At 37.5% G+C, this 21,317-nt stretch carries 22 protein-coding genes and 1 other annotated feature; of the genes, 12 read left to right on the top strand and 10 right to left on the bottom strand.

Annotated elements, in window-relative coordinates:
* Positions 1-51 precede the first annotated feature (51 nt).
* The 5 genes from asnA to H3T47_RS00950 form a co-directional block, all read right to left on the bottom strand.
* Positions 52-1,065, bottom strand: a complete 1,014-nt coding sequence (asnA, locus tag H3T47_RS00970) for an aspartate--ammonia ligase (RefSeq protein ID WP_038520831.1) — start codon at positions 1,063-1,065, stop codon at positions 52-54.
* Between the two features lie 58 nt (positions 1,066-1,123).
* Positions 1,124-1,365: a binding site (T-box leader), on the bottom strand.
* A gap of 87 nt (positions 1,366-1,452) precedes the next feature.
* The gene (locus H3T47_RS00965) at positions 1,453-2,100 is read right to left on the bottom strand and encodes an HAD family phosphatase (protein ID WP_199282238.1); all 648 of its coding nucleotides are present in this window, start codon (positions 2,098-2,100) and stop codon (positions 1,453-1,455) included.
* A gap of 6 nt (positions 2,101-2,106) precedes the next feature.
* A complete protein-coding gene (locus H3T47_RS00960) occupies positions 2,107-3,255 on the bottom strand; it encodes a mannitol dehydrogenase (protein WP_199282237.1) in 1,149 nt (382 codons plus the stop codon).
* A gap of 28 nt (positions 3,256-3,283) precedes the next feature.
* Positions 3,284-5,173, bottom strand: a complete 1,890-nt coding sequence (locus tag H3T47_RS00955; protein WP_199282236.1) for a PTS mannitol transporter subunit IICBA — start codon at positions 5,171-5,173, stop codon at positions 3,284-3,286.
* A gap of 12 nt (positions 5,174-5,185) precedes the next feature.
* Positions 5,186-5,989 carry a sorbitol-6-phosphate dehydrogenase subunit gene (locus H3T47_RS00950; protein WP_199282235.1) on the bottom strand — a complete coding sequence of 268 codons (804 nt, stop codon included), beginning with the start codon at positions 5,987-5,989 and terminating at the stop codon, positions 5,186-5,188.
* 248 nt (positions 5,990-6,237) lie between these two features.
* On the opposite strand from H3T47_RS00950, the gene H3T47_RS00945 reads away from it, so the two are divergent.
* Complete coding sequence (locus H3T47_RS00945; RefSeq protein ID WP_199282234.1) at positions 6,238-6,999, top strand: DeoR/GlpR family DNA-binding transcription regulator; 762 nt, start codon at positions 6,238-6,240, stop codon at positions 6,997-6,999.
* Between the two features lie 195 nt (positions 7,000-7,194).
* Positions 7,195-7,671, top strand: a complete 477-nt coding sequence (locus tag H3T47_RS00940) for a hypothetical protein (RefSeq protein WP_038520846.1) — start codon at positions 7,195-7,197, stop codon at positions 7,669-7,671.
* Between the two features lie 36 nt (positions 7,672-7,707).
* On the opposite strand, the gene H3T47_RS00935 is transcribed toward H3T47_RS00940, so the two are convergent.
* The 3 genes from H3T47_RS00935 to H3T47_RS00925 all read right to left on the bottom strand — a co-directional run bounded on the left by H3T47_RS00935 (position 7,708) and on the right by H3T47_RS00925 (position 10,567).
* Positions 7,708-8,007 carry a nucleoside triphosphate pyrophosphohydrolase gene (locus tag H3T47_RS00935; protein ID WP_038520849.1) on the bottom strand — a complete coding sequence of 100 codons (300 nt, stop codon included), beginning with the start codon at positions 8,005-8,007 and terminating at the stop codon, positions 7,708-7,710.
* Positions 8,008-8,153: 146 nt separating this feature from the next.
* The gene (gene cls / locus H3T47_RS00930) at positions 8,154-9,617 is read right to left on the bottom strand and encodes a cardiolipin synthase (protein ID WP_370567553.1); all 1,464 of its coding nucleotides are present in this window, start codon (positions 9,615-9,617) and stop codon (positions 8,154-8,156) included.
* A gap of 17 nt (positions 9,618-9,634) precedes the next feature.
* Complete coding sequence (locus tag H3T47_RS00925; protein ID WP_199282232.1) at positions 9,635-10,567, bottom strand: alpha/beta hydrolase; 933 nt, start codon at positions 10,565-10,567, stop codon at positions 9,635-9,637.
* Between the two features lie 69 nt (positions 10,568-10,636).
* Between H3T47_RS00925 and H3T47_RS00920 the strand changes: the two genes are divergently transcribed.
* Positions 10,637-11,434 (top strand): ribonuclease H family protein, encoded by a 798-nt coding sequence (locus H3T47_RS00920; protein WP_199282231.1) that lies wholly within the window; start codon positions 10,637-10,639, stop codon positions 11,432-11,434.
* A gap of 4 nt (positions 11,435-11,438) precedes the next feature.
* On the opposite strand, the gene H3T47_RS00915 is transcribed toward H3T47_RS00920, so the two are convergent.
* A complete protein-coding gene (locus H3T47_RS00915; RefSeq protein ID WP_199282230.1) occupies positions 11,439-12,404 on the bottom strand; it encodes a DUF1002 domain-containing protein in 966 nt (321 codons plus the stop codon).
* A 139-nt stretch (positions 12,405-12,543) separates the two neighbouring features.
* Between H3T47_RS00915 and H3T47_RS00910 the strand changes: the two genes are divergently transcribed.
* The 8 genes from H3T47_RS00910 (at position 12,544) to H3T47_RS00875 (ending at position 19,068) form a co-directional block, all read left to right on the top strand.
* Positions 12,544-13,389: a glycosyltransferase family A protein gene (locus H3T47_RS00910; protein ID WP_046326610.1), complete on the top strand. Its 846-nt coding sequence runs from the start codon at positions 12,544-12,546 to the stop codon at positions 13,387-13,389.
* On the top strand, positions 13,386-14,042 hold the full coding sequence (locus H3T47_RS00905; RefSeq protein WP_038520869.1) for an alpha/beta fold hydrolase: 657 nt from the start codon (positions 13,386-13,388) through the stop codon (positions 14,040-14,042). The genes H3T47_RS00910 and H3T47_RS00905 overlap by 4 nt, the downstream gene beginning before the upstream one ends.
* Before the next feature lie 146 nt (positions 14,043-14,188).
* On the top strand, positions 14,189-15,169 hold the full coding sequence (locus H3T47_RS00900) for a ribose-phosphate pyrophosphokinase (RefSeq protein ID WP_046326611.1): 981 nt from the start codon (positions 14,189-14,191) through the stop codon (positions 15,167-15,169).
* A 141-nt stretch (positions 15,170-15,310) separates the two neighbouring features.
* On the top strand, positions 15,311-15,994 hold the full coding sequence (locus H3T47_RS00895; protein ID WP_046326612.1) for a TetR/AcrR family transcriptional regulator: 684 nt from the start codon (positions 15,311-15,313) through the stop codon (positions 15,992-15,994).
* An 11-nt stretch (positions 15,995-16,005) separates the two neighbouring features.
* On the top strand, positions 16,006-16,836 hold the full coding sequence (locus H3T47_RS00890) for a hypothetical protein (protein ID WP_187159316.1): 831 nt from the start codon (positions 16,006-16,008) through the stop codon (positions 16,834-16,836).
* Between the two features lie 53 nt (positions 16,837-16,889).
* Entirely contained in the window at positions 16,890-17,363 is a 474-nt protein-coding gene (locus tag H3T47_RS00885) for a nucleoside 2-deoxyribosyltransferase (protein WP_109917926.1), read from the top strand.
* A 194-nt stretch (positions 17,364-17,557) separates the two neighbouring features.
* Positions 17,558-18,148, top strand: coding sequence for a hypothetical protein (locus H3T47_RS00880; RefSeq protein WP_233335799.1), 591 nt, complete (start codon positions 17,558-17,560; stop codon positions 18,146-18,148).
* A gap of 2 nt (positions 18,149-18,150) precedes the next feature.
* Positions 18,151-19,068, top strand: a complete 918-nt coding sequence (locus tag H3T47_RS00875; protein ID WP_199282229.1) for a nucleotidyl transferase AbiEii/AbiGii toxin family protein — start codon at positions 18,151-18,153, stop codon at positions 19,066-19,068.
* A 65-nt stretch (positions 19,069-19,133) separates the two neighbouring features.
* Here H3T47_RS00875 and H3T47_RS00870 read toward each other — a convergent pair whose 3' ends face one another.
* Positions 19,134-20,138 carry a CAP domain-containing protein gene (locus H3T47_RS00870; RefSeq protein ID WP_199282228.1) on the bottom strand — a complete coding sequence of 335 codons (1,005 nt, stop codon included), beginning with the start codon at positions 20,136-20,138 and terminating at the stop codon, positions 19,134-19,136.
* 132 nt (positions 20,139-20,270) lie between these two features.
* On the opposite strand from H3T47_RS00870, the gene H3T47_RS00865 reads away from it, so the two are divergent.
* Positions 20,271-21,308 (top strand): helveticin J family class III bacteriocin, encoded by a 1,038-nt coding sequence (locus H3T47_RS00865; RefSeq protein WP_233335798.1) that lies wholly within the window; start codon positions 20,271-20,273, stop codon positions 21,306-21,308.
* Positions 21,309-21,317: the final 9 nt, after the last annotated feature.

Genomic DNA, 21,317 nt, shown 5'->3' with positions numbered 1-21,317 from the left:
TTATTGCAATAAAACCATACCATCAGTTATTGACAGCATGGTTTTTGTTTATTAAAGAATTTGGATACCGTGCTCTTGGCACTTGGTAATCATGTCATGCGGCCAAACGCTGGCTTGAACTTCTCCAATGTGAGCTTTGCCCAGCAAAAGCATACATAACCGTGATTGTCCAATACCACCACCAATGGTATAAGGCAATTCCCCGTCAAGCAGCATCCGGTGAAATTCCAGCTTTTCGCGTTCAAGGCAATCAGCCTTTTTTAATTGTGCGTGCAAACTTTCAGGACTAACGCGAATACCCATTGAAGAAATCTCGATTTTTTGCTTTAAAGGTTCATACCAGAAAATCAGATCGCCGTTTAGTTGCCAGTCATCATAATCTGGTGCTCGACCATCATGAGGTTTGCCGCTTTTCTTCAGCTTGTCGCCAACTTTCATAATAAAGACTGCCTTTTCTTCCGCGGCAATCTTGTTTTCTCTTTCTTCAGGACTGATGTCTGGCCAGCGGTCTTCTAATTCCTGTGTAGTGATAAAGTAAAGTTTTTCTGGTAAACGATAAGTAGAGGCAGGGTAGCGGAAAGCACAGCCAGCTTCAATCTCTTTAATTGCAGCAAAAATTTTAGTAACAGTATTTTTAAGGGTTTCTTCCGTTCTTTCCTCCTTAGCAATAATTTTTTCCCAATCCCATTGATCAACATAAATTGAGTGGAAATTGTCTAAGTCTTCATCGCGGCGAATGGCGTTCATGTTGGTATATAGACCTTCGTGCATGTTAAAGCCGTATTTTTTCAGTGCCATTCTTTTCCATTTAGCAAGGGAATGGACGATTTCAACTGTATCATCTGCCGGTAAGTCCTTCGCATCAAAAGCAACGGGACGTTCAACGCCATTTAAGTTATCGTTTAAACCAGTATGTTTTTCAACGAACAGCGGGGCAGACATCCGTTGTAAGTTTAATTTTTTAGCCAAAATCTTTTGAAATTCTTCACGAATGAAAACAATCGCAGCTTCAGTGTCACGAATGGTAAGAGTAGGGTGATAACCTGCAGGTAAAATTAAAGTCATTGTGTTGACCTCCTATGATTTTAAGGAAAAGAAAAAGCCTCCATCCCGTTTTTAATAAAACAAGGACGAAAGGCTTTTTCCGCGGTACCACCTTAATTGCCCCAAATAAGGGCCAACTCATGAAGCACTAACATGCTCCACCAGCGTGGTAACGTACTGGAGACGACACAACCTACTTTCACGTAAATTTCAGCGTGCTGCTAAAAGTGTTTTTCAATAATTCAGGGTCTAACAGTTTTCCACTATCACTGTTTCACTTAAAGAAATAAATTATTTACTCGTCTTTTTCACTGCATTTAATTTAATAGTAATTTAACAATAATTTCAATAAAAATTCAAGTAATATTTTATTTATTTTGTGAATATTTGGTAAAGAAATGCTGCTCCTTAAATTTTATCTGCCAGTACATGCTTAACGTCAGAAAGCGAATCAACTAAATAATCTGCTGCAGCTTGGGAAAAGGGAAAGCGTTCCTCTTTTAGGGCAATAGTGAACATTCCGGCATTTTTACCAGCCGCAATGCCATAATCCGAATCTTCAATCACAACGCATTGCTTATTTTCTAAGCCTAGTTTGGCTGCCACAGTATTATAAATTTCAGGGTTGGGTTTTGATTGCTTGAACATATTGCCACTGATCACCGGGTCAAAAAATTGTGTTAGCTGACACTGCGTCAGTACAGTCTTGATTTTTTCTGGAGCTCCAGAAGACGCCAAGGCAAGTTTTAACCCTTGCTTTTGCAGCCACTTTAATAGCGGAATTGCATCAGGATTTAATAATTTCCGGTAGTTAATTGGGCGGTCCTTAAAGTATTGTTGAAATTTTTGATAATAGGCACGGTAATTAGGTTCACCAGAATAGTATTTTGAAATAATATCAAAGTACATTTTCTTATTTCCGCCAACCATTTTGATGAGTTCCTGGTCGGGAACGGCAACACCTAAATAGTCCAAGTATTCTTTTTGGCGTTTTAACTGCAATGGTTCACTATCAATTAACACGCCATCCATATCAAAAATAACAGCTTTGAACATATATTCTTACCTCTGCTTTTTAATCTTGTCGTATTCCGCAGCAATTTGTTGCACCACAGTATTAGTGGTTGGTCGTTCAATATACTTGGAAATAGTCTTGGTGATACCCATTTCTTCGATGTCTGCTTGAATTTTCATCGCTTGAGAATCACGAGGCTCGTCATAGGCAAATGCTGCTGCTAATGCTTTTACATGGGCGTTATAAGGCAGATGATATTTTTCACACAGATTGATTACGCCCATTAAGCGGTCATTTTTACCAACTTTACGGATAGGATCAAAGCCTACACGATAAATTGAATCTGACATTTCGTCCTTAGCAGCCGGTAAATATTCCAGTTCCCGAATTTGATCACGTGTTACCGGATATTCATACAGCACTGCTTCTATTGTTTCGTCATGGACACCCTGAACCAGCTGGTGGACTTTCTCGTCTGTTTCAGCTTTTGCAATATCATCATATCCTTGCAGGTAGCCTTCATAGGCAGTAGTAGCATGGGGACCATTAATAGTGAAAACTTTGATATCTTTTAACATTTCTACATTGTCACGCACATCAAGCCACTTAACATCGCTAAAATCTGAGTATACGGGACCTTGGATAATAAGGGAAGCTACAGCTGTTGTTACTAACTTGGTCGCATAATTTGAATCCGCATCGGTTGAACGGCGAACGATTGAGTCTCTTATTACCACGTTTTGATCAAACCAGTTTTTTACTTCGTCATCAGCCAAGTGACTGCGGAAGTCTTGGGTTATTTGGTTAATCAAATGGTTTTTATTAGTCAGGCAAATTAGAGTCTTTTTTGCAGTGGGATCAACTTTAAATTGTTGGTTAAAGTAAACGGCTAATTCATTTGCCGCTGCGGGAAAATCACTCGGATAGAGGGGCAGCATCAATAAATCTGCCTTTAAAAAAGCCTTTAATACATGCTCGTAATCGTCTACCAGGTAGGCGTCATAATTTTTAATAGTATTCGTGAAGACGCGTTTGGTAGTGTGAACACTTACTTCATAGGTATGGGTCCGGTTCAATTCCTGAATAACGCGGGGATCATTATCTAAGAAAGTAATTTTCCACCCGGCATTATAAAATGTTTCTCCCATAAAGCCTTTACCCAAACGACCTGCACCAACAATTATTACATTTTTCATGTTTAAAATAACCCTCCGATAAAATTTTTTATTCAAATACTGCTAAAATTTCCTCAGGACTTTTGGCAGTCCTGATTTTTTCTACATTTGCTTCATCCATTAAAGTCTGAGAAATCACTTTCAGAATATTGAGATGATCATCGCCTTCGCCGGCCAATCCCAAAAGGACATAAGCAATTTCATTTTTACCAAACTTGACTCCGTCAGGAACTTGAATGATTGATATTCCTGTTTTCTTAATTGCACCCCGTGTGTCTTCAAGACCATGGGGTACGGCAACGTGGTTACCGATATATACCGGCAAATCTTGATTTCTTTCAATCATTTGATCGATATAATCTGGTGTAACGTAGCCGTTATCAACTAATATTTGTCCCGATGCTCTAATGGCATCATCAACACTGGCAAATTTTTGATTAAGACGGATATTGTTAACGTTTAAGATTTGAGGATCAAGTTCTGGCTTTTTGGCCTGCTCCTCAGCGGGAGCGTCTGCTGTACCGCTGCTATTTTGCTTTTTAACAAATTCAATTACTTCTTTATAATTAGTATCTTTTAGAAAGTTATTGATTGGAATAAAAGTGGTATCCGGGTTATTACTGCTTGCTTTAGCCCGGTCAATTAGAGAATCAAGTGTAACTACCAGATCCGCATCTTGATCAATTTTGTTGGCAGAAGAATTTTTAACCTGAATGCCCGTTAAATTTTCTTTTTGCAATAATAACTTTAAGACAGAAGCACCCATTGCACTGGAACCCATTCCGGAATCGCAGGCAACAATAATTTTCTTAATTTTGCCTTTTGCAGGCTTAACAACAAAATCATCTGTAGTTTTAACTTCATGATCGTCAACCGTGAAGGATAAAGTGGGGTCAACATCTTCTTTTGGTGGGAAGACCTTCAGTAAAAACGTACCAATTGCTGCAGCTACAAGGAAACCCGCAACAATTGAAACTAGATTAGCGAAAATAGCATCACGTGGAGTCATAATTGCTATATTGATTAAACTGCCGGGTGAGGCTACACCGATTAGACCGCCACCAAAAATAACTTGCAGATAAAGGGAAACTGCCAAACCACCCATTGTGGCAAAAATCATGATTGGGTTTCCCAGCACAAATGGAAAGTAGACTTCACCAATTCCAGCGATACCAGCAATAAACATTGCCATAGGTGCAGTATTTTTTGCCTTACCCTTGCCAAAGATCGAGATTGAGAGCAGAGTGCCAAGAAGTGGTCCGCAGTTACTATCGACTAAGAACATAATTGATTTTCCGGCTTTAGCTGCTTGTGCAAAACCGATAGGAGCTAAAATTCCGTGATTAACAACATTATTTAAAAATAAAACTTGTGCGGGAGCCATAAAGACAGACAATAACGGAATTACCTTATTCTTAGTGGCCCAGTTAACACCTGCTGTAATCATTGCAATTAAACCCCTAATTGCGGGGCCAACCGTGATAAACGCTAAAATACAATAAAATGCCCCGATAATACCTAAACTGAAATTATTTACCAGCATTTCAAAACCGGGTCTGATTTTGTTTTCGACGGCATGGTCAAACTTTTTCAATGTCCAAGCTGCTAGTGGAGCAATAACCATCGCACCACTAATCATTGTGATATTTGAACCCACAATAACGCCCATGCTGGCAAAAAGCCCGATGACGCCGCCTCTTTGTCCGTGAATGTTATATCCTGCCGTATAAGCTATTAATAAAGGAAAAACGTAGTCCAAGATTGGTGCGATCAGCTGATTTAATTCCTTGTTAGGCATCCAGCCATGCGGAATGAAAAGAGCAGCCATCAGCCCCCAACCAACAAAAGCGCCCAGGTTGGGCATGACCATTGCACTCATAATGCCGCCAAAACGTCTGATTTTGGTTAAAACGGTTGAACTATTGCTATTTTGGTTCATAATCTCCACCTCCTATCTAGTGGATTTAGCTCCTGTAATGTTAATGGTGGTGCCAGAAATATAGGAAGCATGGTCGGAAGATAAATATGTAATTAAATCAGCAATCTCACTGATTTTTCCGGGACGACCCAAAGGAATAATCGCTTTGTAGTCTGAACTGATATTATTAGGATCCTGTCCTCTGGTGTAAGCCAAGGCTTTGAAGGCTGCGTCATTATTCATTGGCGTACGCTCATTAACACCGGGTGCCACAGCAACTACTCTGATATTAAATTGACCTAGTTCTTTGGCCCAGGCTTTGGTGTAAACTGCGACTGCTGCCTTGTTTCCTGAATAACAGCTCTGACCTTTAGATCCCTCTAAACCTGCTTCAGAAGACATGTTAATGATCACGCCTGCTTTTTGCTTAATCATTACTCGTGCAACAGCTTGGGCACAGAAAACAACGCCTTTTTGATTGATATTGGTCATGAAGTCAAAGTCATCTTCACTAAGTTCATATTCGGGATGCGTGCCGTAATAATCGACTAACATACGTGGTCTGCTAACTCCCGCGTTATTAACTAAGACATCAATGTGACCGTATTGGTCGACAATTTGTTTGACAACCGCTGCCACTTCTTTTTGATGTGAGACGTCACAAGTCATTGTTGCAACGTTTGCCTGATTTTTATGTGCGTCATTTGCGGCAACGTCTAGTGAAATTACTTGAGCCCCATTTGCGGCTAATTCATTAACCATTGCTTCACCAAGCCCCATACTGCCTCCAGTAACGATTGCTACTTTACCTTCTAAATTAACCCATTGTTGAGTCATAATCTGTATCTCCTTTTCTATATATTGCGGTCAAAATAGATACCGCTTTCATTAACCACCTGTATTCTATATGCGATTTATGCAAAAATCAATATATTTTTGCATGTTTGTTCAAATAAATTGCATAAATATGCAAAAATGTGCTAAAAGAAGCTCATTTTTGCTGCTAAAATTGAAACAAGTTAGTAAAAAGAAAATATGTTAAAATTAGTGAAGATAACACGTTAAACGTAAACTAGGGATGCCTAATGTTAAAAAAAGAGCGCCAAAACCTGATTATTCAGGCAATTAATTTTCACAAACACGTTACTACAGCTGAATTGGTGGCTAAGTTTAACTGCTCAGAAGATACTATCCGCCGTGATCTACGGGAGCTGGATCAAAAGGGGCTAATTAAAAGAATTTATAATGGGGCCATCCGCATAGGACCTCCTGTAACTACTTTTGAACAGCGCTTAACGATTAAAACCGAGATTAAAAAGCAGTTGGCCCAAAAAGCCTTGTCTTTTTTGCGTGAAGACACGGTTATATTAATTGATGGCAGTACAACTAATTATTATTTAGCACAAGCTATACCCGAAAATTTTGCTGCTACGTTTATTACTAATTCGCCTTATGTAGCAATTCAGCTATCAAATAAAAGAAATGTTAATATCATTACTTTGGGCGGTATTTTTGCCAAAAGGGCAGCTGTCAGTTTGGGAGTAGAAGCACTTGATGCCTTGAGGACGTTTAGAATTGATACCTATGTTATCGGTATTCATAATTTGGATCCTGATAACGGCATATCATTTCATAGTCAACAAGAAGCACAGGTCAAAAAGAAAATGATTGATGTTGCTGATAACGTTATTGCCTTGGCTACTAGTGATAAATTGGGCTTGTACAGCAATTTTATTTGTTGTGCCGCAGACAAAATTGATCAATTAATTACCGATTCTCAAGATGAAGAACTTTTAGCTCAATTTGCCAAAAAGCATATTGAAGTTGATCAAATAAAAAAAGCTTAGAGCCGCTTATTTAGCGGGCTTTAAGCTTTTAATGTGTTAAAATTGTTTTTTACGTAAACTGGAATCTCTTTTAAGAGCTAGCTATTAAATAATTTGCTGAATTAATTTTAAAAAACTATGTAGTTACATTTACTTTATCCAACCAAAACGCCCCAGTCTGTTATAATGAGAATGAACAAATGTGAGGAGAATTCTATGGTAATTTTTTATCTTATTTTAGATGCCCTGCTTTTAGGCTATACTTGCTATAGTTGGTACTGGCAGGCAAACATTGATTTAAAAGGGCATTATCGCTCCTCTTCAATTATTTGGGCAATAATTTTTATTTGGATTGGCTTTACTTGGCAACTGATTGAAAAAAGTGATCCGGGACTGAGTTTCTTTTTAGCTATCTTTTTAATGATTGGAATTATAGACGGCTTTACGGGGTTCGCTCCCAAAAGGGCTGTTGTGTCGGGCTACTTTCGCCGCACCATTTCATACGCGGATGTGGTAATGGTGACTCTAATCAAAGTACCTAATCCTAATAAAAAACAGGTAATTTGTATCTTGACCACCCAGAAGAATAAACAATATTATTTACGCTTTTCTTATGGTGTAGCTCAAATTATTGAAGCACTAAAAAATCATATTCATCATGATATCCGCATTGAAGTACAGGATATCTTTTAAGATCACGCGGCTAGCGTGGTCTTTTTTGATGGCAAATTATTCTTCCCAGTTCATTTCCAAAAATTTACTGAAGCCGCCTTTAAGGGCGCGTTTCTTATTAACTTGCTTTAAAAAGGTCTCTTGGTCAACATTTTTGAATTTAAGATAAGCCAAGATCACCTCATAAACATCACCCAGTTCTTCAACAAGGTTTTCTTCGGTTTTAGCAGCAAGAACCTCATTAGTTTCTTCAATTAATTTCTGCTTTAAAGCCGGCTCAATTTCTGCAGGTGCCAGTTCACGATAAGTCGCATAATGTGCAAATTCTGGAATTTTGTCTCTGACTAATTTTTTCATTTTTTAAGCCTCTCATACAAACTAAATTTTAGTATTATTATACTGCTAAAAATTTTAAAAATATTATGAAATATGTAACAAAAGAAAAGCTTAATTTAGTTAAGAAAGTGTGACTTCTATGCGCAATATGGAAGGCTTTTTGTTTATTATAAAATTGGTGAGAGCATCCGTGAAAAGCTCTGCAAAATCTTAAGCCAGCGACCTTGTTTGGCAATATCTTCTGGGGTTAGTAGTGATGAAACTTTCATATCATCTTCAAATGATTTGGCAACCTCAAGCGTGAAATTTTTATCATAAAAAACGGCAACATCTTCAAAATTGAGATCGTATGAGCGGTAATCTTGGTTCATAGATCCGACCGTAGAGAAAGTATCGTCAACTACTATGGTTTTGGCATGGATAAATCCCTTGTTATAAATGTAAATTTTGATACCATAACGGGATAGTTCGTTAGCGTACCACTGCGTTGCCCGGTAAATGAAGGGGTGATCCGGTTTACAAGGAATCATAATTCTGAGATCTACTCCTGAGCGCGCAATGGTCTGTAAAGTCGCAAACATCGCATCGTCTGGAATTAGGTAGGGCGTTTGAATCCAAACCCTTTTTTTAGCCAGCGACATGAGCCGCATAATCCCATTGCGCATATTTGCATTATAACTGTCTGGCCCGTCTGAAACTATTTGGGTTGCCACGTCACCACGATGAATGTCGTTTTCATCCAAATTTGGGAACAAAATAGTGTTAAATGTGATTACTTGATTCTCTTTTTGAATAGAGGCATTCCAATCCATGACAAAACGTTCTTGCAGTAATAATGACGCTGAACCAACAATTCTGACTTGACTATCACGCCAGTAGCCAAATTTCTTTTTTCTGCTTAAATACTGATCACCGATATTAAAGCCGCCAGTCCAAGAGGTTTTACCGTCTACTACGACAATTTTACGGTGCAGGTGGTAGTTAATCCGGTACCGTGTAATCATATTGCGCGAAGTAATAAAGGGTAGCACAACGCCGCCTGCTTTTCTTAATTGGTCAAACCAGGCTTTAGTTGCTCCCATAGAACCCCAAGCATCATAGAGTAAGCGCACAGACACACCTTCTTGGGCTTTTTTAATTAGTAAATCAAGAAAGTCATTGCCAATTTCATCATTATAAAAAGTGTAAAACTCCACGTTCACCGATTGCTTGGCGTTTTTAATATCACGCATCATGTCGTGAAACATGATTTCACCATCGGTGTAGAGCTTAACGTGATTGTTTTTACTTAAAGGTGATTCACCATCATGGTCAAAAAAATGTACTACCATCTTGGCCTTATTAGAGGTGTCAGAGGTGCTGATCTTTTTGGGGGCCGCAGTAATGGACTTTTGAACGTTGCGCAGACCAATGTGGTGCTGTTTGTTAATCGCAAAAATATTTTCCTGCGAAATTCCCCGCCCAAAAAAGCCGTAAATAATCATTCCTAAAACTGGAAAAACCAGCAGGATAATCAACCAAGCCCAAGTTGTTGAAACAGAGCGCCTTCTGTGAAAGACGATGTAAAAGGCTAAGATAGTATTAGTAATAATGATGATGCGTCCTATGTCACGGAGCAGAATCACACGTATTTCCTCCAAAAATTAAGTTACTTTTTAAGACCAATAAATTTATCAATAATATCAATCACAAACGGATTATCATGCATCCAGCTGTGTTCGGCGTATTTTTGCCCTCGTATTTCAACTTCATGGTATGACTTAGCATACGGAGCCAAAATATAACGGATGCTCTTAGCAGAAGTTACGGAGATAAACTTGTCGCTGTTTGTGTTATCTAAGACATTGCCGTAAATATTTAACACAGAAATGTTGGGATTGAACCGTTTGCGTCTTAATAAGAGGTAAAGATAATGCAAATTTACTACAGCTGGACGACCTTTTTGGTTAAAGGCGTTCACATTGGGAATATCTCCTAAATAAACTACCCCGTCAAACGGTCCGGCAATAAAAGCACATTTTACCAGATGGGGAAAATTCTTTTTACGATATTCACGCATTTCTGTCCGCACTATACAAGGGCAAGCCAGAGAGTGGGCAATTGCCGAATAGTGTGAAAAGTGGTACCTTTGAGCTAAAAAGGGTAGGGTAAAACGGAGATAATAGTCGATTGCATACACTCCGATCAATCTCTGCCGAAAAACCACTTGTACAATCGGATTGCGATCTCCGGTCCAAGTACCTTCCAACTTAAAGTTACCAAACAAATCTGCGGTAACTTTAAGATATTTCGCAGACCCTTTATCGGCAAGTGCCTGTTTAACCATTACCCTTGTAGTGTAGTCACCGCCACGAAACCCGTGAAAGTAAATAATGGGTATCTGCTCAAAGTTGCCTTCTTTTGGTTCAACCGTGGCATTATCTTCTATTCTTTTTTTATGCAGTCGTAAGAAAACGCGAGTGGGTGCAAAAGTTGCTAAAATAGCAAGGAAAAGCATGCTAATCTTACTTGGTTCTTTTGCGAGGTCGCGCTTGTGGTTTTTCTCTACTTCTTCCTTGTATTTTTTAGTATTGAAGAACATAATACCACCTTAAAAATAGAACTACTTCTATTTTAGCATTGACAGAAGAATTTAGTGATAGGGGAACATATGAAATTTTACGCAGTCAAAAAGGGCCGCCAACCAGGCGTTTATCGCACGTGGGAGGAAGCCAAAAAACAAGTTAATGGTTTTTCTGGTGCTGAGTTTAAATCTTTTGCCAAAATAACCGACGCCACAGAATACTTAAACTGGGACAAAGAAACAGTTAATCAGGTATTTCAAAAAGGGGAAGACACTTTACAAGAAGCAATTGCCAAGATCCAAAGAGAAAGCCGAAAAATTAATAGTAGCAATGAAACTGCTGCAAGTTCCGAGCAGGCGCCAAAATCTGCGGCAATAAACAAAGCTGCAAGCAACTATTTTGCCACGATTTATACTGATGGCGGCACGCGCAATACCGGCAATTTCAAAGGTGGTCATGTGCGTCAAACAGACAAGGCGGCTTGGGCCTATTTAATTGAGTGGCATGAAAATGGTCAGCCTAAGTCAACTTATAATTCAAATGGTGAGTTTGGTGCCACCAATAATAAAATGGAATTGACAGCTCTGATTGAAGCCCTTAAAAAATTACTGGAATTGGGTTTCAATGACAAGCCGTTATTGTTTGTGCTTGATTCCCAGTATGTTTTAAATCCAATCACCAAAGGCTGGCTTAAAGGTTGGAAAAAGCGTGGCTGGACTAAGTCTACTCCGGGAGCAATTGCCAATCTTAGCTGCTGGCAAGAACTTGACCAACTATTAAGTAAATTTACTCAGACCAAATTTGAATGGACTAAAGGGCATGCTAATAATCGCGGTAATGAATTTGTTGACCAAACTTTAAATAAGTTTATGGATCAAATGTAATTAGTTAATATTGAATAGCCATTAAGCCACTGAAAAGGTGACTGAAGAATGCAGTGATATTATGCCAAATTTGTTCAAGCCAGTTACGGTTTTCTGGTGTATTGATCTTATCAAAAATGCCTTTGGCATTCTTTTTAATGTTTTTTGAAAGTGCATCTGCCTGATCTTTAAATTTGTGATTTTTTAAGGCACCAGAGTCGCGTACTTCAATGAGAACGTTAATAATCTGTTGCTTCTGGTTATTATTAATCACGTCACCAAGATGGTTGATGTTGATTTGGTTGGTAACAATGTCATGAATTTGACTATCGGAAACGTTGTTACCGATTTGGCCCATTTCCTGTTTGGCACCGGCAACGGCATTGTTTAATTGGGCATCGCTATAGCCGTCTTTATCCTTATTTTCTTTAGTGATTTTGCTTAAAGTGTTCATTTCATCTTGAGCAGCATTAACTTGACTTTGATTTAAGTTTTCGCCAGTTTTACTATAAGCAGCGTAAACACCGGCTAAAGCACCAGAGCCGTCAATCGGCACAGCGCTGGTAACGTAGATATTGGCATCAGAGATGCCCGCAGTCAAAGCCGCATTTTTATATTGGTCGGCAGTAATGGTAGTAATGTTGTTGTGCCCGTTATAATCGAGAATGTGGACGTTAATACCATTACCTGCAGCTGTTTTTTCGATCATAGCACTGGACCAGACGCCCGATTGGGTCGTGAAATTAGCACCAGAAGGGTTGAGATACTTTACTAGATCGGCACCTGTGATAGTCATAGTTTGATAGCTGCTGCCGCTTAGTGGATTGCTAAGCGTTTTTAAAGTACCGCTTTTTTGAGTTTCAGTCAGGGATGTTCCCAAACAAATAACAGGTAAGTCGTCTGCTTTAACCGTCTGTTCAAAGGCACCGCAGACAATTGTACTTAAAAATAACATGGTAATAATAGTTAAAAAAGTTTTTGCTTTTTTCATATAATAATTAACTCCTTTTGAATGAACCTAATTATACTAAATACTTAAAACAAAAGTTTAAATTATGGTTATGTACCACCTAGTTTACGTTATTTTTAAGATTTAAGATGGTATAATAACAAAAGTAAAGGAGGAAACTATGATTCAGCAACCTGAATTAACAGTTATCATGCCAATTTACAATGTTGAAAAATATTTAACTCGGGCTCTTGACCATTTAGCTAAACAAGATGATCCGAATTTCAAATTGTTAATTGTCAATGACGGTTCAACGGATAATACCAGAAAAATAGCTGAAAGCTATCGTGAACGCTTCCGTTACTTTAAAATAATTAATAAACATAATGGCGGCTTGTCTGATGCCCGCAATGTGGGCATTGCCAATGTTGATACGCCTTATTTTACATTTCATGATGGTGACGACTGGGTTGATTCCGGTTATACTGCCTTTTTTGTCCGTGCGTTTCACGATCATCCTGATGCAGCGATGGTTTCTTGTGGCTTTTGGCTTGATTATGAAAATAAACAAGGTTCAGTTCCTGTAACTAAAAAACAAGTACGGGGAATGAAAGGCAAAGCACGAACATACCAGTTAATCAGCAATCCTTTTGGCTCTTTATGTGATAATCATTGCCTAGCTACCCCAGTAAAGGGTTATACTTGGAACAAGGGCTATAAGTTATCGGTTGTACGGCAAAATCATTTGCATTTCATGAAAGACTTAGCTTTTATGGAGGATCAGATTTTTAACGTACAATACTTGGCGTTGACCGAGGGCTTTTACTGCGATAGCACTCCTATCTACCATTACTGGCAGCGTAAAGACAGTATGGTTCATCACTTCAACTTAAAAATGATACCTGATAATTTTAAAGCAAATTATATTGTTGCTAAAATTATTGTCCGTAGTCTATGGCAAGAGCATAGAAAAGAAAATGGTTCTGAACAAAAGTTAATAGAGGCTAGTGAAAGAGACCAGAGATGAGAGTAAAAGTTAATGGTAATGAGCTTTATTATAGTAAATTAGGTAAAGGTGCCCCGCTTTTGTTACTGCATGGGCACCATTTAGATGGTGGCATGTTTGACCAGATTGTTGCCCCGCTATCTCTTTATTACACTGTTTATGTACTGGACATGAGAGGGCACGGATTGAGCCAGGGAGAAGCAGCAGAACACTATCAAACAGAAGTTGAAGATTTGTCTGCTTTTATTAATCAGGTAAATATTAGAGGGTGCTATTGCTTTGGCTTTGATGCCGGTGGATTGGTGGCAATGATGCTTGCCAGTCAAGATCAGACTGTGTTTCAAAAATTGATGGTAGCCGGTGTTTTTGTCAATGGCAACGGTATTAGGTCATATCATTATTTGACTGAAGGGTTTCTGCGTTTCTTGCGGATGAACCGCGATAGTAAGGTAGAACTGTCAGAAAGTTTTATGTCGGTCGATAGCTTGAAGGCAATCAAAATTCCAACCTATTGTGTTGTAGGAGAAAAAGACTGGGTTAAAGTTGAACACGTTAGATGGTACAGCCAAATTATCCCTCAAGGTCAGCTTTTGGTTATGCCTAGACAAAAGCACGACAGTTATGCCGTTAAGAGCTTTAAATTATTGAACTTAATGGAAGACTTTTTTAAATAGATTACTAAAATTTAAAAGAGAAACTTGAATGAAGAAAGCCGAAAACTATTTTCGGCTTTTTTCAATTTATTACTTTGCTAGGCACTAGGGACTTTTTTGGTTATAATAGACATGCAAAGATTGTATTTTAAATAAACGAGGTAGCTATGAACAAGGAAGAACTTCTTCAGTTAATGCACCCAATGAAGCTGATTGGGTTAGGCGGAAATCCCGCTTTAAATGAAAAAATTGCGCAAATTTTGAAAAAGCCACTAATCGAAACTGCTGTGCAGCATTTCAGTGATGGCGAAATTCAAGTCAATATTGGTGAAAGTGTCAGGGGATGCGACGTTTTCGTTATTCAATCAATTCAAGACCCTGTAAATGAAAACTTTATGGAACTGGAAATTGTTTTAGATGCTTTACACCGTGCTTCTGCTCACCGGATAAACGTAGTAGTGCCATATTTAGCATACTCGCGCTCAGATACGAAAACACGTTCGCGGGAACCAATTACTGCTAAATTGGTAGCTAATTTATTGCAAATTACCGGTATGGATCACTTAATCGTATTGGATTTACATGCTTCACAAATTCAAGGTTTTTACAATGTTCCGGTTGACCACTTACATGCTATGCCGTTATTAGCGCAATACTTTATTGATAACGGTATTGCTACTAAGGAAGAAGACGATATTGTAGTTGTTTCACCAGATCATTCTGGTGCTAAGCTGGCTCGTAATTTTGGGCAATTCTTTGACGCTCCAATTGCAATTGTAGATCAGCGCAGGGCTCGTTACGATGCCGATGTACACAGCATGATTGGTGATGTGAAGGACAAGAAATGTATTATTGTTGATGACTTGATTGACACCGGTTCACGTATTTCTTCTTCAACCAAATCAGTTTTAGCAGCGGGCGCTAAAAAAGTTTATGTTGCTGCAACGCACGCACTGCTCTCACAAAATGCACTAGAAGTTCTGAATGAATTGCCAATTGAACAAATCGTAGTAACAGATACAATTAAACACAGCCATTATCCAGATAGAATGGTTCGTATCTCAGTAGATTTGCTTTTAGCGCGGGGAATTAATTATGTATATAATGACCGCTCAATGCATTCATTAAGTGAAAGTGACTTGAAATAATCACATGATAAATAGCTTACTTTTAGTACGTAATTAAAATAGTTAAAACTATAAGCAAATAATATACCAGTGCCTTTTTGTTTATTTATTCTATATCATTGGTATAATTAAAGCAAAATGTATAGGAGCTGAGAAAACATTATGGCACGACGTAAAAATTATAAAAGAAGACGTACTATTTTAAGTAATACTTTTCATTTAATCAGAGAAAACGGAATGGATAGTGTTTCGTTTCAAATGATTGCAGAAAAATCGGGGATTTCTAAATCCTTGCTGCAATCTTATTATCCACATAAATCTGGCTTAATTGCAGATGTTGTCCGCAACATTCTTAATACGTTAGACAAGCAAGTGCAAAAATTTAGTGCTACTAAAGAGGACGAAGTATGTGCTCGCACCAAAGCCTTTATTTATGCAATTGAAATGTTGGGAATTTATGATGAAGGTCTTAAGCGGATCATTACAGAGGTATTCAAGAGTAATGAATCACTCGACTTTTGGAGTCAAACAATCAATGATTGGTTAAAAGAAAAACAACTATTTGACCACCTTGACTTTGAACCTAGAGAAGTACGAATGGGGATTGCCTTTGTAGTGACCGGTATTAGTCGTCTTTATTATGATAATCAAAAATATGAAGTTTCTCCTGAAGAAATAGCAGATTATGGTACAGAATCATTTATGTATAGTTTTCTGCATAGTTCAAGAAAAACTATTGATAAGGCGCTCAAAGAGGGTCATGATATCATTGAATCTACCGATATTAAGACCATTCATCATGCAATAGATACAATGTTTGATGAAGACAAGGAGATTGTCTGTTAGGAAGGAAGAATATGGCAAATGGCGCGCGCAATGGTTTGCACAGAATGAGCGAGGAAGAAAGCAGTCAATATAAAAAAGCTTTGTCCTTTATTATCTTTCTGATTGTATCGCTAACCATGATTACCGCGACTTTCCTTAACCCCTTTTTTATGAAGGGACAGATTAGAAACAGTAGTAACGAAGCTGTAGTGGTTAGGCAGGTTAATAAGCATTTTGATACATTAGCAGAAATAATAGGTGCTAATAAAAATGGTAGTGCCAACCTGTTAACTACTAAGCAAACGCAGCCGATTGCTGATCATATTATTGATTACACGTTGGGTACTCCTTGGTTTAAATTTAATAACATGAATTTAGCTAAACAAATTTTGCATGATATTGAATTAAATATTGACCAGGATTCTTCGAGTGATGCGCAACTAGTACAACACAAATTAAAAGAGCAAGCAAATAATGCTCCCTTTGACGTGAAGGATGCTTTTAATCTGAACACGATCACTTTGGGGGGCAATATTGCATTTATTTTGTTAATCGTTAACGTAATTATACTAGTAATGGCGTTTATTAGTTTGCACTCACTGATTAGTGATATGAAGTTATTGCTTAATTCAAAAATGCTGACCCATGAAGTTACCGCATCTGGAATGTGGGCTGGCTTTTGGCTAATGCTAAGTGCGGGAATATTAGCTATTATTCCTGTCATATTTAATGTCGAAGGCTTGGCTGTATTAGGCTATGTCTTAGAGATCGGTAGTAGTATTTTTCTCGATTTTGTCATTGCAGGTGTCATTCTTTATATCCTGAGTGCAATTCCGTGGGAAATCAGCTCGCCAAATAATTAGGTAATTTAGGTGTCAAAAAAGCAATTTACCGTTGCTTGCCAAAGGAAGTTCAAATGAAAATTTATTTTGCTAATGCTCTGTTTTCACAGGCAGAAATTAATTATAATGCGCAACTGGCTGCTAAAATTCGTCAAATAGATGATGCAATTGATTTATATTTGCCCCAAGAAAACGCGTCAATCAATGATAAACAAGCTTACGCTGATTCTAAAATGATTGCTCAAGCAGATACCGAGAAGTTGGTTAACAGTGATTTAATGATTGCGGTGCTTGATGGGCTTAGCATTGATAATGGTGTTGCCAGTGAAATAGGCGTAGCTTATGCAAAAGAAATTCCGATAATTGGCTTGTACACAGATACACGCCAGCAGGGCGCTGATAATCACGAAAAGTTGCAGGCTTTGACCCAGATTGCTGAAAACCAGTTTCACTACGTTAATTTGTATACTACGGGTCTAATTAAACTTAATGGTACCATTGTCAATAATGAAAATGACTTATTGGCAGCGGTAGCCAATTACATTTAAAAATGTGCTCAGTTCTAAAAATAACTATTTAAAGATATAATTATCTCTCTAAAAAGGGATATTAATTCATTTTAAATAGAAACCATATTTCGCTTAACTTTCGAAATATGGTTTTTATTTATTTAATTTTATCTATATTTTACCCCATTATAGTTGATGATGGGGTAAAATATAGACAAAAGGATGTGACTGAAATGACTGATAAATCTGAATTGGAAAATTTGTTAAAGCAAAATAATTATGTACTGTCTAGAAAACAACTTACAAAGAAAAACTATTCGGGACAGCAAATCAAGAGCTACATTAGAGACAACATGTTGATTTTAATTGACAAAGGGATTTATGGCAGCCCAAATCATTTAGAAGATGCTTTTTATACTATTCAGCTGAGACTCAAGAAAGGAATAATTTCGTTGAACTCCGCTCTTTATTTATTTGGTTTGAGTGATCGTGTCCCAGATAAAATCGATCTTACCTTTCCGAGAGGATACAAAAATTCGAAATTAAAAGAACAAATTGTGTCCCATCAGCAAGTACCTCAAATGTATAATTTGGGTATAGAAATAGTAAAAACTCCTGCTGGAAATAATGTTAGGGTTTATTCTATTGATCGAACTATGGCAGAAATATTACGTCCACAAAACCACATTGATCCTGAAATAATAAATAAGGCTTATAAGCAATATTTAAAACAGCCAAATAAAAATATTGCCAAATTGCTGTACTTTGCAAGAAAATTCAAAATTGTTAAGAAAGTTCAGGAATACCTAGAAATATTGCTATAAAAATGAATGATAAATTTCGAAACTTTACTAATAATCAACAAATGATAACTCATATACGTAAACTTGCAAAAGATAATAAAACATCTACACAGGTAATTTTGGAGGAATTTACTTTAGATGATTTTGTAAGAAGAATAGCTAAATCAAAATATAAAAATAATTTAATCCTAAAGGGTGGATTTTTGTTATCAAGTTTAATTGGTATTAATAACAGAACAACAGAAGATATTGATACAGATATTAAAGGAAAAAATTTGACTTCTTCCGAAGCAACAAAAATGGTTGATGAAATTTGCAATATTATTCCAAGTAAAAATGACCCAATTGAAATTAAAAGAGTTGGTAATGTACAAAAGATACATGAAGGAGCTGAATATGTTGGGTACCGAGTTCATTTACTGGGCACTCTTTATAAAAAATCTAGGGCCAATATCAAAATAGATATTTCTACCGGTGATATCATAACCCCTAAAGAAATCAAATATAAATATAATTCTTTGATCGATAACAGTCCAATAGAAATTTATGCTTATAATAATGAAACTATCATTGCCCAAAAACTAGAAACAGTATTTAGTCGCAGTATTCTCAATACTCGAATGAAAGACTTTTATGACATATATATGTTAAACAAGCTTAGAAAGCAAACAGATTATAAAAAACTAAAGCTGAATTTACCCATAACTAGAACTGCTTTAGAAAATACTGCTAATTCAAGGAACAGCTTTAATGAAATTTTTGAAAAAGTAAATAAGGAAAATTATTTATGGCAAATTACATTAAATGACATAAAAAGTAGTAAGGCAATGCAAGACAAATGGAAAAATTATACTCATCAAAAAGCTTATGCCCAAAAGATAAACTTTCAAGACACTTTGAAAGCAATTGAAGAACTTATGCTGGAACTTTTTGATAATTAATTCTTTCACTCATATAGTGATGAAAGTTCACGGTTGTTATAGGATATCATTTTTCGAAGCTTTTATTATTGCGCTGAACTGGATTTTTCCTGAAGTTGAAACAGTTTAAAACTATAAGTGGTTAAACCCGTGATTTTTACTTCATATTCATGGCCAACTATTAGCGGCATTGATCCAGGATAATAGGTAATAATCGTTTCAAAGTTGCCGTAACCGGTCTTACTATAATTGTGTACGTTTTTTGCTTGATAAGTTTCACCATTATCTTTATCGGTAATAGTAATAGTTGGCGTTCCATCAAAATGACGGCTAGAAAGATAAACTGACCAGGCAATATTTTCACCTGCTAAAAGTTCAATAGGGAAAACGCCAGCGCTAGGATATGTGACCATTTCTTGGCTCGGAGAGCGGAAAACGTCAACCGGATTGAATACTTTTTGCACAGAATAACGGTAGCCATTCGTACCATAAGCCGCACCGATACCGGTTGTAGTTAAGCGCGTTGATAGCAGCCAAGCACGATGACCGGTGTCTGCTCCGCCTAAGTTATAGCGGTCAGTCAATAAATCAGTGATAACCTCTCCTGCAGATTGGTCAGTGGTATTGAAATTAAGATTTGCTTGATTAGATGTGTTACGGGCAAGTTGCCAAGTATCTTTGCTAATCAATTTGGGGCGCTTATCATGAGGTAAATTATGCTGGTTAATCATCGGGTTAGCATTTAATGCAGCTAAAACAGCTGCAGTTTTTTGCGCGGCAATATTGTCCTCTGAGTTTTCATTTACCGGATTTAAACCAAACAATTCGCGGTAATAGTTTGTGTACGCTAATTGACTAGTGAGGTATGCGGGTACAAGCACACCCTGCTTAAATTTAGTTTTAAAATGGGGTTTAGTTAAATAAAGGTTATTAAAGTTAAAAGCAGTATTATCGAGCTGTGCGTATTCCTGTTGCAGCTTGTTTATCTTGCTCGCTTCACTTGGTGTGAGTTCCGCAGCGTATGCTTGTGTATTGCTAAAAGGAAAAAAGAAAAGCAAACATAAGAGGGCAGTATAAATTTTTTTGAACATTTAGAGATGCTCTCCTTTCTTTAACACTAATTATAGGGCAAAATAAAAATAGGTATGTGTAAATTACCAAATGATAGTTATATTTAATAATTTGAATGGCTTTTTGTAAAGGACTTTTATAAGGAAAAGATTTTGACTAACAGTGAAGGCATGCGACTAGCAAAAAATATCAGTATCACTTTAACAGCTAATTTAGATGACTGGGACGGGGTCACTGGACCAGTAGACCAGGACTTGCGACAGGTAGTAGTGCAAAAAACCAGTATCATTGATGGCAAGCTCTATGCTATGCAGCGTGTTGCGGGTGATACTCTGGTTTATCGCGGGCAAAATAACATTAATGCTGTTTTTAATAAAAAAATACCAGTTTTACATTTAACCGGTTCAGCAGCAGGACATACACAGACTTTGGAATTTGCCGGCAGATCTGGTCAATGGTTTATAGGTACCAAACCAAATGATTTAAATCAAAGTTGGTCGACATGGTCTAAGCAAGTCGCACGTATCAAAATGCCGCATTATTTTAAAATTGCTGCCAATACCAAAATGCAACCGCGATTATCAAATTTGAATTATGCAGGAGCAGATTTCGGCATCAGCTGCTCTGGAGAGCAGTTTGCACGTGTAGAAGTCGCTGTGTCACCTGATCTGCGCTACTTTTTAGTAGCTTATGGCGATAATGACTACACCGGCTATTTTGCGCTTTATTATCTAACTGATATTAATAATGCTCTTGATTACGCTACAACTACAACCAAACATGTTGATATTAGAACGATAAATTGCATTGCTGCATTTAAAGTGCCCAATTTTTCTGGTCATGGTGGGTTAGTTGGTTCGCTGCAAGGCTTTGCTATTAGCAATCACCGTGATATCTATCTCTCTAGCCAATTTGCAGATGATAGGTTAGGTCAGGATAGAAAGATTATTAAAATTCCCTGGGCAGCAGTCGATCCTCAGGCTTGGGAATTAGTTGACTTAGCTGGTGCAAACAAGCTGGAAATTCCCGGCTATTATACAGAACTTGAAGGCATACAACTAGCTAGTGCGAATGATGTTTACTTGACGGTAGCTTATCATCAGTCTTTTGTCCCAGCTGCTCCGGCCAAACACCCAACAAAGATCAATAAACTTTATGAAATCACTTGGGATTCAAATAACAATTTTTAATATAGTATA

This window comes from Lactobacillus sp. W8093, from assembly GCF_016100925.1.
Classification (GTDB): Bacteria; Bacillota; Bacilli; order Lactobacillales; family Lactobacillaceae; genus Lactobacillus; species Lactobacillus helsingborgensis.
This window is presented reverse-complemented; position numbering and strand designations above follow the sequence as displayed.